Consider the following 14154-nt stretch of genomic DNA (forward strand, 5'->3'; position numbering starts at 1 on the left):
AGGTACCTGCTTGCAGAGTGAAGGGGCGCCGGCCAGCCAGGGGCGGCGGCGCCATGAAGAATGAGAGCAACAGACGGCGAGGCCCCTGCCCCGGCCGGTCAGCGAATGCGGTTGGTCGGGCGCTTGAGCAGCCGGATGGCGATGGCGGCCATGGCGATGACGAACAGGCCGAGGGAGGTCACCAGCAGGCACTTGGTCAGCAGCTCGTGATACTGGGCGAACACCGGGGCCGCCATCACGGCCTTGCCCACCAAGCTCAGCACCAGGGCCCAGAGGAAGGCGCTGGCAAAACTGGCGATCATTACCCGCGGCAGGTGCAGCCGCGAGACCCCCATCAGCATGGGGGTCAGCACCCGCACGAAGGGCACGAAACGGGAGGAGAACATGGCCCAGAAGCCGTAGTTGTGCAGCAGGCGGGAGGCCCGCGGCAGGCTGCCATCCGGGATCATCCGCTCCACGTGGCCCATGAAGGCGGTGCCGTGCAGCGCCTGCCCCTGCACATAGGCGATCAGGCTGCCAAGCCCCGCCGCCAGCGGCATGTAGAGCAGCGTCACCTCGGGGCCGAGCACCCCCATCCCCACCAGCCCGCCGGCCAGCAGCACCAGGCTGTCGCCGGGCAGGGGCAGAAACACGAAACTCGATTCGAGAAAAAGGATCACCACCAGGCAGGTGACGAGCAGGCCTACCGCCTGCATCTGGATCAATTGGTCAAAGTCCTGTTGCCATATGGCAAGCAGCATGTCCTGCATCTGGTGACTCCCATCAACTTCGTGAGCATCCATCCTGGGTGGCCTGACGGCCTCCGGTGCGGCAGACCCTCCCTGTCGCCAACCCCTTTTCTCCCTGAGGGTGGCCCGTTATACACCCGGCCAAGTGAACAAGAAATTAATACAGGTCATGGATAGGGGAGATAATCGGCAAGGGCCATCAAAAAAATCGGGCCCGCTCCGGCTGGAGGGGCCCAGACAGCAAAACGGCGTCAACTGCGCTTGAGGCGCTGCAATTTGGTGAGAGTGAGCAGGGTCTGGGCCGAGAGATCGCACACCGACAGCACGAAGGCGAGTTCGTCGGGATGCCATACCTCGCTCAGCCTGGCCCGCTCGGCGATGATGAAGCCGAGCAGCTCATCCCCCTGCTTGAGGGGGGCCATCAGGATGGTGCCGGAGAGCCCCTCCAGCCCGAGCTGGGCCAGCATGGCGCCAAAGCGCGTCAGATCGTAGGTCTCGCGCAGGATGAGGCAGGGTTCATGCTCGGGCTTGGAGACCTCGTAGCGCCCCTGGATCAAGGCATAGGGCAGGTGAAAGCCCTGCTGGTGATGGAGCTTGGGCAAAAAGAACAGATCCTGGCAGTACATGCTCTGCTTGTCTTCGGCACTGAACCAGACGCTGGCCCGCGCCGCGCCGGTGCCAGAGCAGATCGCCTCGTTGATGTGGCGCGCCGCCTGACCCGGATCCTCGCCACTCAGCAGATCGCTCTTGGCCAGATGAATGAGGGCGCCGTGCTGCAGTTTCTGGCGGGCTTCGCTGTCGAGCTGGCGCTGACGCAGGCTGTCCAGATGATCGAGCATCCGATTGCAATCGATGGCCACCTGGGAGATCTCGTCGTTGCCCTCCACCAGCAGCCGGCGCACCGCGCCATCGTCACCGATGAGCCGCAGATTGGCGCTCAGCCGCTGCAAACGGGCGGCGATATAGCCGTTGAGGATCAGCAGCACCAGAGCCCCGAACAGCAAGGTCCCCAGGCTCAGCAGCCAGAAGATGTGGCGCTCGATGGCCTTGCCCTCCAGCATCAGATCCCGTGGCAAGGTGAAGCGAAAGATGAGCGGGGAGTCCTCCTGCAGGGTATCGATCTGGGCCAGGGTGAGCAGTCGCTCCTCCTGCGGCAGGATCAGGCTGTCGTTGGCCCTTAGCCGGGCCAGGGTGGTGACTCCCAGGCTGGTGGCCAGCTGCTGCGGGCTCAAAAAGGAGAGCGAGAGATTGGTGCGCTTTTGCAGCTGATGGACCAGCCGGGTAGTGAAAGCCTTGAGCAGCAACAGGGTGCCGCGACTCGGCCCCTCCCCCTCGCTGGTCAGGATCTGGGTGGCGGCCAGCAGGTAGTAACGCTCGCCGTCAAACCAGATGCCGGCATTGGGCTTGAGGCTGCCGTAACGCACCAGATAATCGGTAAGAGGCGCCAGCTGGGCCGGCGTCTGCGTCACCAGCTGGCCGCCATGATAGGCAAACGCCGCCTGCGGCTGCTTGTCCGCATCATAGAGCGCCACCAGATCCACCCCCAGGGTCTCGAAGGTGCGCACGTTGAGATTCGCCGCCAGATAGGCGGGATCGCGGCTCACCATGTAGGCGTAGGTCTCGTCCCACTCGGACCAGTCCTGCCCCAGCATGGTGAGCTGACCAAGCTCGGCCTGCACCACGGCCCGGACCCGCTCGCGGTTGCGCTCCACGCTCATGCGCTCCAGCTCGCCGAACTTGTTGCCGACCACATAATGAAGGCCGACATAGCCGACCCCCAGCAACAGCAGCAGCGTCAGCACTATGGTCAGCGTAATCTTGCGGCTGATCTTCATCTTTACCCACACTCCCGAACAGGTGACCCATTGAGTTTAATGGATTTTGCCTCTGCACCTCTCTCTTGCGCGAAAAAGCTCGCCAGGGCGACCAACCTGCACTGCCATGGGGTGAATGGGCACAAATGGCGTCATCCGGCTCACGGTGGAGCTGCCAAGCGAGCAAATAATCGCTACAGTGTAACCGTGCCTCATCGGAAGAGGCTTCACGGGATCCCGGCATGCTCACACCTCTCCCCCTTCCACTGCGCCCCGTCCTGCTGCTTGGCCTGCTGTGCAGTTGCCAGGTCATGGCCGACGACGACTCACGGGTGCAACAACGCGCCAACGCCGTGGTGTCGCTGATGACCTTCACCGTGGTGCCCGACATCACCGCCAGCAACATCAACATCGGCAGCGGCACCAATCAATCCTCGGCCCTCAACATGACCCAGATCGGCGGCGGCGCCACCATGAGCGAGAGCGTGCCGATTTATCTGGAAGGAACCCTGGGATTCAGCCGCTACGATCCCCAGTTCGTGGTCAGCAACGGCAGCGAGAGCCGCACCGTTCCCACCAAGTGGAACAGCCTGACCGCCACTGGCGGGATCGGTTGGGACATAGGGCTGCACCGGGACAGCCACGGCGGCAACTGGGTGCTGCGCCCCATCGGCAACGTCACCCTCGGCACGGTGGCAAGCGATCTGCGCATCGGCAACTGGCTGCTGGGCCAATACACCGGCAAGAACCTCGATTTTCTCGATGGTGGCCGACTCGACGTCTACGGCCTCGGTGGCGCCATGATGCTGGACTACGAGCTGTTTTCCCCTGCCCAGGACATCGACGCCGAGCTGCGTTACTCCTATCAGCACCTGCAGAGCTTTGGCGGCACCGCCGCCAGCGTGACCGGCCAGGCCAACGCCGAAAACCTCGGCCTCTATCTGCGCCGGCGCGCGCCCATCGGCAATCTGACGCTGCTGGGCAAACCCGTGCGCTACGTGATGGAGGGGGCCCGCACCGAATACCTGGGCGAGCAGCGCGGCCTGCTCGGCTTCAACTCCCTCAACTCCCTCGGCCTCGGGGTGGAGCTCGACAGCAGCAAGTACGATATCTTCGTCACCCGCACCCGGCTGGTGGCCCGCTATATGTTCAGCCACAACACCAGCGGCTACGGCGTCGGGCTGGCGATGAGCTTCTAGGCCACTCCCTGCGGCTGCTTCCCTCTCTGGCGTTGGCACAAAAAGAGTGATGCGCCGCTCAGTTGGTGCAAGCGGTCACACATTCCCTCTAGTCAACTCGCTAAAGTAGTTCACTTCGGCACCCCATTTTCCGGATGGCACCAATCCTGTGGTGCCACACCAGGCTCACGCCAATCAGAGTGCCCCGTCGCCAGGGAGAGGCATCGGGAGCGAGGAGAGATCACATGGACGTTACCGCCCTGATGGCCGCTCTGCTGAACCAGTTCTGGTTTCTGCTGCCACTGCTTTTGCTGGTCACCATAGCCAAGAGCCCCTGGTTCAAGGGCATGATCGGGGAGTGGCTGCTCAATCTCAGCATCCGGCTCTTTCTCGACCGGCAGGAATATCATCTGCTGAGCAATGTCACCTTGCCGCTCGAGCAGGGCAGCACCCAGATCGATCAGGTGCTCGTCTCCCGCTTCGGCGTATTCGTGATAGAAACCAAAAACATGAAGGGGTGGATCTTCGGCGATCCCAGACACAAGCGCTGGACCCAGCAGCTGTTTCGACACCGGCACGGCTTTCAAAACCCGTTGCATCAAAACTATCTGCACCTGATGACCCTCAAATCCCTGCTGGGGCTGGCGGATCACCAGTTGCATTCCATCGTCTATTTTATTGGCGACTGCACTTTCAAAACCCCCATGCCGGAGAACGTCATGCGTCGCGGACTGGTCAGCTATATCAAGAGCAAGACCACTCCCGTCTTGAGCACCGCCGACGTCGTTCGGATTGTCGACACCATTCAGCAAGGCCGCTTGACCGCCAGTTGGCAAACCCACCGGCAGCATGTCACCCAGCTCAAGGCACGTCATGCCGGCCCATCCGCCAACCATGTTTCCACCCGCGCACCTGTCAGGCAATCAGTTGCAAACCCACCCTCACAGAGCGTATTGCCACCGGACAATCCACCCCCGCTCTGCCCCAGATGTGGCAACACCATGGTATTGCGCACCGCAACTCGGGGGGAAAACAAGGGCAATCAGTTTTGGGGATGCAGCGGATTCCCAAAATGCAGGGGCGTGACTTTGTTACACAGTCAGTCCCCTTAATCGGAGAACACTATCTCGAATCATTAAACGGACCAGAGTCATTGAAGCTGTGCAGGGGATTTATTTTATATTTACACCCTATCGCCGCTTTAAAACCCCTTGGTCTAGATACATCAGTACATTTATGGAGCAATAACATGAAAGTATTTCTAGATAAATTAATGGCTCGTTTGCACAGCCGATATATAACTATTTTTTCTCACTACTACCCTGCACATGGAGCTACCGGCTTCACCGAACGGAATCTCACCAACAACTTTGTTTCTGCGCTTGAAAGCCTCTATCCCGGCTCATGCTTCTCATGGTTTGAAGCTCCAATAAGCCTCACGGAAAAGAAACATATGGACGCCGTAGTTTTCACGGAAACGGCGCTATTTCTTATTGAGGCTAAGCGCTTTACGGCACCTCAATCAAAAACTAATAGTGTCAGGAATGATATTGAACGAATGCAGTCCAATGAAGCACTCCTGTTGCTTGAAAAGGGGCTAATTAACCCAATACAGCGCCAGCGTTATGCCGTAGTGCTGGCCGATGTCTGGACAGAAAATAAAGGCAAGCAGGATATCTTTGATACTTGGCCAGCCTGCCTAAATAGCGGTCCATTTCTATATAGTAAAACACTGGAGTTTTCTGATCTTCCTGTCGAAGGAGAGTGGAAAAACAATTACAAGATACTGGTTGCGGTTAAACAGTTAACTTGACGCCATGATATCTACATAAAACAAAGGCGGCCCATTGGCCGCCTTTGTTATTGCAGTTACAGCGACCCCAGCCGCTTCAGGCAGGTTTGCTGGCGCCACTGCACTCGCTTGGCAAACCAGGCGGTGGTGAGGTTGCGGGTGATCTTGGGGCTCTTGAGCGAGATCCCCGGCAGCACGGCGCGGGGCAGCCGGCTGCCCGCCTTGCGATCGGCCAGCACGAAGACCCTGTGATAGAGATCGCTTTGGGCAAACTCGCTGGTGTCGCCGAGCTTCAGGCTCTGGTGGATGGCCTGCGTGCTCATGCTGAGCTGGCCGGCGATGGTATGCACCGCCAGTTCGGTCTTGCCCGGCAGCTCGGAGTCGTAGCGAATGAGATCCCCATCCAGCGCCAGCGGCTTGCCGCTCAACCGGCTCACCGCCGCCTGGAAGGCGGCGTTGCGACTCGCATACCAGCCGGCATTGAAGTCGGCATAGCGGTAGAGGTGATCCGGATACTGGGCCGGGTAGTTGAGCAGGTGACGGGTGCCGAACCAGATGCCGCCACGGCGACTGAACACCTCGTGGCGAATGGACTCCTTGATCGGATAGGGATAGCCGTCGCTGTTGGCCTCGGCAAAGGCGATGCTCACCTGCATGGGGCCGCCGGTGCGTACCGGGTTCATGTTGCCGAACAGGGTCTTGCCCATGGGCACCTCCCCTATCATGTCCTCGAAGATCTCGCTCATCTCCCGCTCGGTGCGCAACTTGTCGATGCGCTCGGCGTAAGTTTTGCCGGTGGGCGAGTTGATGGAGAGCGCGGTGCGCACCACGAACTCGGGGATCAGCAGCTTGCCGGCGCGGGCGTTGATCTCCTTCCAGGCGATCTTGCCAAGGCCCGGCACCACGGGGTCGGCCTGAAAGGTGGACTCCTGCTCCGCCACCGCCAGCACGGAGCAGACGTTCTCGTCGGTCACCGCCAGATCCTGTTTGGCGAGGGCGGTGACGATATCCTGGGCCCAGCCGTTGCGATCCACGGTGCGGGCCGGCAGCAGCCGCACGATGCGCGACTGCATGCTGGCGGGCGCCCGGGGGACCTGGGCTTTGGGCAGCGGGGCGGGCCTGGCGATGGCCGGCCCGGTGACGGCAGCGCTGCCAGGCTTGCTGGCATCGCCCTGACTGACGGGTTCACTGGCACAGGCGGCCAGCAGCAAGGGGGCCAGCAGCGGGGCCAGATAATGACGACAGACGATGAGATGAGACATGAATGCTTCCCGGTGGATGAGGCGTCCCGGCCCCCGCAAAGGGTATCCGGACGCAGACAGGCAGGGCATTGTAGAGGATTGAGACGGGGAGCAGAAGCCATCAATGACAAGGGCCCCCGCCTGCGTGACGAGGGCCCCCAAGGGTCGATACGGCGCCGGGATCAGGCGCTCTGGCGCAGCGCCTCTATCTGGGCGGCGCCATTGATCACCGCCTGCAGGGAGGCGCTGACCACATCGCGGCCGATGGCCACCCCGCAGGTGCGGGTCCCGTCGACACTCAGCAGCACGTAGGCGGCGGCGCGGGACTCGGTGCCGGCGCTTAAGGCATGCTCGGAGTAATCCAGCACGTCGATGTGCATCCCGGTCTGACGCTGCCAGCCGTTGACCAGCGCCGTGATGGCCCCCTCCCCTTCACCGCTCAACTGCAGCGAGCCGGTCGGGGTCTGCAGTTCGAGGCGCAGGCTCTCCTGGCTGTCGCGACCGAGCTGGAAGCGACCGATGCGATAGCCGTGGGCGGGTTCGAGATAGTGACGCTCGAACAGGGAGCGGATCTGCTCCGGACTTATCTCGCTGCTGCTCGCCTCAGCCTCGGCTTGTACCCGGCGGCTGAAGTCAATTTGCAGCCAACGCGGCAGTTGCAGACCAAGATCGCGCTCCAGCAGGTAGGTAACGCCCCCCTTGCCGGACTGGCTGTTGATGCGGATCACCGCCTCGTAGCTGCGACCGAGATCGGCAGGATCGATGGGCAGGTAAGCCACGTCCCAGTAGTGATCCGGCTTCTCCGCCGCCAGGGATTTGCGGATGGCGTCCTGGTGGCTGCCGGAAAACGCCGTGTAGACCAGCTCGCCGGCATAGGGGTGGCGCGGGTGCAGGGCAATCTGGGTGCAGGCTCCCACGGTGGCGACGATGGCATCCATGTCCGCCAGGTTGAGCTCGGGGTCGATCCCCTGGCTGTAGAGGTTCATGGCCATGGTGACGATGTCCATGTTGCCGGTGCGCTCACCGTTGCCGAGCAGGGTGCCCTCGATGCGATCCGCCCCCGCCAACACCGCCAACTCGGCGGCGGCCACCCCGCAGCCCCGATCGTTGTGGGTATGGATGGAGATACTCACCTCGGGGCGCGCCTTGAGGTGGCGGCAGAACCACTCCACCTGATCGGCAAACACGTTGGGGGTGCTCACCTCCACGGTGGCGGGCAGGTTCAGGATCATCGGGCGGGCCGCCGGGCGCCACTGGTCGATCACCGCGTCACACACCTCGACGGCGAACTCCACCTCGGTGCAGCTGAAACTCTCCGGCGAGTACTGAAAACTCCACTCGGTGCCCGAATTGCGGGCCGCATACTCCCGCACCCAACGCGCCCCCTGCACGGCGATGGCCTTGACCCCTTCGCGCCCTGAGTTGAACACATAGTTGCGCTGGGTCGGGTTGACCGAGTTGTAGACGTGGACGATGGCCCGCTTGGCCCCCTTGAGGGCCTCGAAGGTGCGGGCTATCAGATCTTCGCGCGCCTGTACCAACACCTGGATGGTGACGTCGTCCGGAATGAGATTGCGATCGATAAGCTCGCGCACGAAGTCAAAATCGGGCTGAGAGGCGGCCGGAAAGCCCACCTCGATGTGCTTGAAGCCGATGTGCACCATCAGCGCCCACATCTGCAGCTTCTGCGCCACCGTCATCGGCTCGACCAGCGCCTGGTTGCCGTCGCGCAGATCCACGGCGCACCAGAGCGGCGCCCGCTCCAGCACCCGGTTGGGCCACTGGCGATCCGCCAGATTGATGACGGGGGCACGGCGGTATTTGCGATGATCGAAGCTCATATTCTGATTCCCTTGGCAGATGCCCTGGCGGTACGGCTGGGCTGATTGACGGGGACAAGGAGGGGAAGCGGGTTGGCGCGGTAACGCTGGCCCTGGCCGGTCGTGCGGCGGTAGCCCCACGCCCGGTTTCCTGTGGCCCCTTCCGGTAAGTGGGGGCCGGCCGCACAACCCGATAAGGTTGCGGGCCCGATCTGCTCGCCCCTGCGTTGGCAGGCGCAGACGACCTAGGTCGATAAATCCTGTGACGAGAAACCAGTATAGAGAGGCGACGCGGGCGAGAGATTGCAAAGAAGGCTGTCAAATATATCTATTGCGCAATCATTGCGATGCTTTCTGTCTCACGATGGCGAATATCACCCAGAGCACGTTGCTCGGTGACACCCGCTGCCATAGGCATCCGATCTCTTTGCCAATAAAAAACCCCGCCATCGCTGGCGGGGTTTTATCGGGTCACGAAGGAGGCGTCCCTCCTTCAACACGCGGTCTTAGCGGCTTTTCAGCTGGCTTTCCACCTTCTGGTGCAGCTCCTGCACCGAGTTGACGTTGGCGGTGGCATCCACGCTGATGGCCATGCAGGTGGCAAAGGCGGCGTGCAGCGTGGTGGTGTAGGCCACCTTGTGCTGCAGGGCGCCGCGACGCAGCTGCTTGGAGTCCTGGATGGCCTGGCGACCCTCGGCGGTGTTGACGATGTAGGTGTACTCGCCATTCTTGATGCGATCCAGAATGTGCGGGCGCCCCTCGTGCACCTTGTTGACCAGACGCGGGTTGATGCTCGCCTCCCCCAAGGTCACGGCGGTGCCGTGGGTGGCGTCGAGGTCATAGCCCAGCTCCAGCAGCTTGGCGGCCAGGTTCACCACCCGCTCCTTGTCGCTGTGGCGAACGGAGAGCAAGGCACGCCCTTCGCGCGGCACCTGGTGACCGGCACCCAGCTGCGCCTTGGCATAGGCCTCGGCAAAGCTGCTGCCCACGCCCATCACTTCACCAGTGGAACGCATTTCTGGCCCCAGCAGCGGATCGACACCCGGGAACTTGGCGAACGGCAGTACCACTTCCTTCACCGAGTAGTAGGGTGGGATGATTTCGGTGGTAAAGCCCTGTTCCTTCAGGCTCTGACCGGCCATGACGCGGGCGGCGATCTTGGCCAGCGGGGCACCGGTGGCCTTGGAGACGAACGGCACGGTACGAGCGGCACGGGGGTTCACCTCGATGAGGTAGATCTCGTTGTCTTTCACCGCGAACTGCACGTTCATCAGACCGACCACGCCAAGCTCCAGCGCCAGTTTGCGCACCTGCTCGCGCATCTCGTCCTGAATGGCCTTGGACAAGGTGTAGGGTGGCAGGGAGCAGGCGGAGTCACCGGAGTGGATGCCGGCCTGCTCGATGTGCTCCATGATGCCGCCGATGACCACATCGGTGCCGTCGCAGATGGCGTCCACGTCCACCTCGGTGGCGTCGTCCAGGAAGCGATCCAGCAGTACTGGCGACTCGTTGGAGACGCTCACCGCCTCGGCGAAGTAGCGGCGCAGGTCCTGCTCGTCATAGACGATCTCCATGGCGCGGCCACCCAGTACGTAGGAGGGGCGGACCACCAGCGGGTAGGTAATGCGCTCGGCGGTCAGCACCGCCTGCTCCAGTGCGGTAACGGTGCCGTTTTCCGGCTGCTTGAGGCCGAGGCGCTCGACGGCAGACTGGAAGCGTTCGCGATCTTCGGCGCGGTCGATGGCATCCGGGCTGGTGCCGATGACCGGCACGCCGTTGGCTTCCAGCGCACGGGCCAGCTTGAGCGGAGTCTGGCCGCCGTACTGGACGATGACGCCCTTGGGGTTTTCGACCCGCACGATTTCCAGCACATCTTCCAGGGTGACCGGTTCGAAGTAGAGACGGTCGGAGGTGTCGTAGTCGGTGGAGACGGTCTCCGGGTTGCAGTTGACCATGATGGTCTCGTAACCGTCTTCGCGCAGGGCCAGCGCCGCGTGCACGCAGCAGTAGTCAAACTCGATGCCCTGACCGATGCGGTTCGGGCCGCCACCGATGACCATGATCTTGTCACGGTTGGTGGGGTTGGCCTCGCACTCCTCGTCATAGCTGGAGTACATGTAGGCGGTGTTGGTGGCGAACTCGGCGGCGCAGGTATCGACCCGCTTGTAGACCGGGAAGATGTTGTGGCGGGCACGCAGCTTGCGCACTTCCCCTTCGGCCACGCCGAGGATCTTGGCCAGACGGGCGTCGGCAAAGCCCTTGCGCTTGAGGGCGCGCAGGAAGTCGGCATCGAGGCCGGCCATGCCGCGCTCTTTCACCTGCTCTTCGAGTTTGACCAGCTCTTCAATCTGCACCAGGAACCAGGGGTCAATCTTGGTCAGCTTGAACACGCCGTCCATGGAGAGACCGGCGCGGAAGGCGTCGGCGATGTAGAAGATACGCTCGGCGCCGGCATCCTGCAGCTCGTGGCGGATGCGGGTCAGGGAGTCAGGAGCGTTCAGGTCAACCATGGGGTCGAAGCCGGTCTTGCCGGTCTCGAGGCCGCGCAGCGCCTTGTGCAGGGACTCCTGGAAGTTGCGACCGATGGCCATCACTTCGCCGACGGACTTCATCTGGGTGGTCAGACGGTCGTTGGCGCCGGCGAACTTCTCGAAGTTGAAGCGCGGCACCTTGGTGACCACGTAGTCAATGGCCGGCTCGAAGGAGGCCGGGGTGCGACCGCCGGTGATGTCGTTCATCAGCTCGTCGAGGGTGTAACCGATGGCAAGCTTGGCGGCGATCTTGGCGATGGGGAAGCCGGTCGCCTTGGAGGCGAGCGCAGAGGAGCGCGACACCCGCGGGTTCATCTCGATGATGACCATGCGCCCATCTTTCGGGTTGATGCCGAACTGGACGTTGGAGCCACCGGTCTCGACGCCGATCTCGCGCAGCACCGCCATGGAGGCGTTGCGCATCAGCTGGTACTCCTTGTCGGTCAGCGTCTGGGCTGGCGCGACCGTGATGGAGTCACCGGTGTGAATGCCCATGGGGTCGAAGTTCTCGATGGCGCAGACGATGATGCAGTTGTCGTTGCGATCCCGCACCACCTCCATCTCATACTCTTTCCAGCCGATCAGCGACTCGTCGATGAGCAGCTCCTTGGTCGGCGACAGGTCCAGACCGCGCTCGCAGATCTCGACGAACTCTTCCGGGTTGTAGGCGATGCCGCCGCCGGAGCCGCCCATGGTAAAGGAGGGACGGATGATGCAGGGGAAGCCCACCATCTGTTGCACGCCCCAGGCCTCTTCCATGTTGTGGGCGATGCCGGCGCGCGGGCACTCCAGGCCGATGCTGCGCATCGCCTTGTCAAAGCGGGAGCGGTCTTCGGCCTTGTCGATGGCATCGGCGGTGGCACCGATCATCTCCACCCCGAACTCGGCCAGCACGCCGTGCTTTTCCAGATCCAGCGCGCAGTTGAGTGCGGTCTGGCCACCCATGGTGGGCAGGATGGCGTCCGGACGCTCTTTCTTGATGATCTCGCGCACCACTTCCCAGGTGATGGGCTCGATGTAGGTGGCGTCGGCCATCTCCGGGTCGGTCATGATGGTGGCCGGGTTGGAGTTCACCAGAATGACGCGGTAGCCCTCCTCGCGCAGGGCCTTGCAGGCCTGGGCGCCGGAGTAGTCGAATTCGCAGGCCTGACCGATGACGATGGGGCCGGCGCCGAGGATCAGGATGCTCTGTAGGTCGTTACGTTTTGGCATGGCTTCTCTTTTCCTCTTAAGCGCGATACTGCTTGATCAATTCAATAAAGTGGTCGAACAGACCGGCACAGTCGTGCGGGCCCGGGCTCGCTTCGGGGTGACCCTGGAAGCTGAAGGCCGGCCGGTCGGTGCGATGGATGCCCTGCAGTGACCCGTCGAACAGGGAGATGTGGGTCGCGCGCAGGCAATCCGGCAGGGTCTGCTCGTCCACCGCAAAACCGTGGTTCTGGGCGGTGATCATGACGGTGTTGTCGTCCAGGCTCTTCACCGGGTGGTTGGCACCGTGGTGGCCGAACTTCATCTTGATGGTCTTGGCGCCGGAGGCCAGACCCAGCAGCTGGTGACCCAGGCAGATGCCGAACACCGGGATATTGGTCTTGAGGAAGGCCTCGATGGCCTCGATGGCGTAGTCACACGGCTCGGGGTCACCGGGGCCGTTGGAGAGGAAGATGCCATCGGGGTTCAGCGCCAGTACCTCGGCAGCCGGGGTCTTGGCCGGCACCACGGTCAGGCGGCAGCCGCGGTCCACCAGCATGCGCAGGATGTTGCGCTTGACGCCAAAATCGTAGGCCACCACGTGGTATTTGAGCTGGTCGGCAGCCGGGGTGACGTGCCCCTTGCCGAGCTGCCAGCTGCCCTCGGTCCAGTTGTACGCCTCGCCAACCGTCACCTCTTTGGCCAGGTCCATCCCCTTCAGACCGGGGAAGGCGCGGGCCTGTTCGAGGGCAAACCCTTCATCTATCTGCTTGCCCGCCAGAATGCAGCCGGCCTGGGCGCCTTTCTCGCGCAGGATGCGGGTCAGTTTGCGGGTGTCGATGTCGGCGATGCCAACGATGTTGTGAGACTTGAGGTATTCGGAGAGGGATTGCTGATTGCGGAAATTGGAGGCAAGTATCGGAAGGTCCCGGATGATCAATCCCTGCGCGTGGATTTGACTGGACTCTTCATCTTCGCTGTTGGTGCCGGTGTTGCCTATATGGGGGTAAGTGAGGGTGACTATCTGACGGGAATAAGAGGGATCGGTGAGGATTTCCTGATAGCCCGTCATCGACGTATTGAAAACCACTTCACCAACGGAACATCCCTCGGCGCCTATCGACACGCCTTTGAACACAGTTCCATCTTCCAGCACTAGCAATGCAGTGTGATTCAAGACAACCTCCAGTTATTTAGCTTTAAATTCAGCAATTTACCTGGGTGTTGCGGGCTCGGTTCCGGCCTTGGACAGGACTCGAACCCGGCAGATTTCTGGCAAATTGGGCGCATTCTACTTAAAAACGATCGCATTTCAACGTCTTTTCTCATCCGAAATGCATCTAAATTCAATAAACAAGCAACATTACCCATTATCTATGCACTCAATCGCTTTGCAACCCCCACCCTGAAAAGAAAAGGCAAAAGTTGCTGCCAATCCAGACAAAGAGGCAGCCATTGATACAAAAACCAATTTTTAATCCTTAAAAAACAATACAATGAAGTTTCATATAAAAAATCTCAACGCCTACAAACAGCTTTTTTAGGGAGGATGAGTGGCCTTTAAAAATGGAAAACGTTTTTCTGTGTTTGAATTTTTAGTCTGTTTTGATGGATGTAAAAAAATGCCCTGACAGGGGCTATTGAGGCCCAATTTCGTTACCAGCCGATGACATTTGTGCAATGGCAGATCCGGCGCAGCAGCAGAGAGGAAGGATTTATGCTACTTCGCATGAAAATCGCTGCATAAGCGGCATTTATACAAAATCACCAATAAAAAACCCCGCATGAGCGGGGTTTTTAACAGACGAACGGGGCGGGCAGCCCCTTCGTGCGCACCACGGGGACCCGGGGGTCAGCTGATG

9 protein-coding genes are annotated in these 14154 nt (G+C 61.3%); 3 read left to right on the forward strand and 6 right to left on the reverse strand.

Annotation, left to right across the window (positions count from 1 at the left end):
- Positions 1 to 98: 98 nt before the first annotated feature.
- Positions 99 to 749, reverse strand: a complete 651-nt coding sequence (locus tag AHA_RS13740) for a DedA family protein (protein WP_011706529.1) — start codon at positions 747 to 749, stop codon at positions 99 to 101.
- 230 nt (positions 750 to 979) lie between these two features.
- Entirely contained in the window at positions 980 to 2563 is a 1584-nt protein-coding gene (locus AHA_RS13745) for a CHASE4 domain-containing protein (RefSeq protein ID WP_011706530.1), read from the reverse strand.
- A gap of 221 nt (positions 2564 to 2784) precedes the next feature.
- Here AHA_RS13745 and AHA_RS13750 point away from each other — a divergent pair, with 221 nt between their 5' ends.
- From AHA_RS13750 to AHA_RS13760, 3 genes are all read left to right on the forward strand, one after another.
- Positions 2785 to 3741: a hypothetical protein gene (locus AHA_RS13750; RefSeq protein WP_011706531.1), complete on the forward strand. Its 957-nt coding sequence runs from the start codon at positions 2785 to 2787 to the stop codon at positions 3739 to 3741.
- Positions 3742 to 3965: 224 nt separating this feature from the next.
- A complete protein-coding gene (locus AHA_RS13755) occupies positions 3966 to 4832 on the forward strand; it encodes a nuclease-related domain-containing protein (RefSeq protein WP_164927682.1) in 867 nt (288 codons plus the stop codon).
- A 137-nt stretch (positions 4833 to 4969) separates the two neighbouring features.
- Entirely contained in the window at positions 4970 to 5533 is a 564-nt protein-coding gene (locus AHA_RS13760; protein ID WP_077392284.1) for a hypothetical protein, read from the forward strand.
- A gap of 56 nt (positions 5534 to 5589) precedes the next feature.
- Here AHA_RS13760 and AHA_RS13765 read toward each other — a convergent pair whose 3' ends face one another.
- The 4 genes from AHA_RS13765 to carA all read right to left on the reverse strand — a co-directional run bounded on the left by AHA_RS13765 (position 5590) and on the right by carA (position 13469).
- A complete protein-coding gene (locus AHA_RS13765; RefSeq protein ID WP_011706533.1) occupies positions 5590 to 6843 on the reverse strand; it encodes a DUF1615 domain-containing protein in 1254 nt (417 codons plus the stop codon).
- A gap of 92 nt (positions 6844 to 6935) precedes the next feature.
- Positions 6936 to 8594, reverse strand: a complete 1659-nt coding sequence (gene leuA, locus AHA_RS13770) for a 2-isopropylmalate synthase (protein ID WP_011706534.1) — start codon at positions 8592 to 8594, stop codon at positions 6936 to 6938.
- A gap of 485 nt (positions 8595 to 9079) precedes the next feature.
- Entirely contained in the window at positions 9080 to 12316 is a 3237-nt protein-coding gene (carB, locus tag AHA_RS13775; protein WP_011706535.1) for a carbamoyl-phosphate synthase large subunit, read from the reverse strand.
- A gap of 16 nt (positions 12317 to 12332) precedes the next feature.
- Positions 12333 to 13469 (reverse strand): glutamine-hydrolyzing carbamoyl-phosphate synthase small subunit, encoded by a 1137-nt coding sequence (gene carA / locus AHA_RS13780; RefSeq protein WP_011706536.1) that lies wholly within the window; start codon positions 13467 to 13469, stop codon positions 12333 to 12335.
- Positions 13470 to 14154: the final 685 nt, after the last annotated feature.

The sequence above is a fragment of the Aeromonas hydrophila subsp. hydrophila ATCC 7966 genome, assembly GCF_000014805.1.
Lineage (GTDB): Bacteria > Pseudomonadota > Gammaproteobacteria > Enterobacterales > Aeromonadaceae > Aeromonas > Aeromonas hydrophila.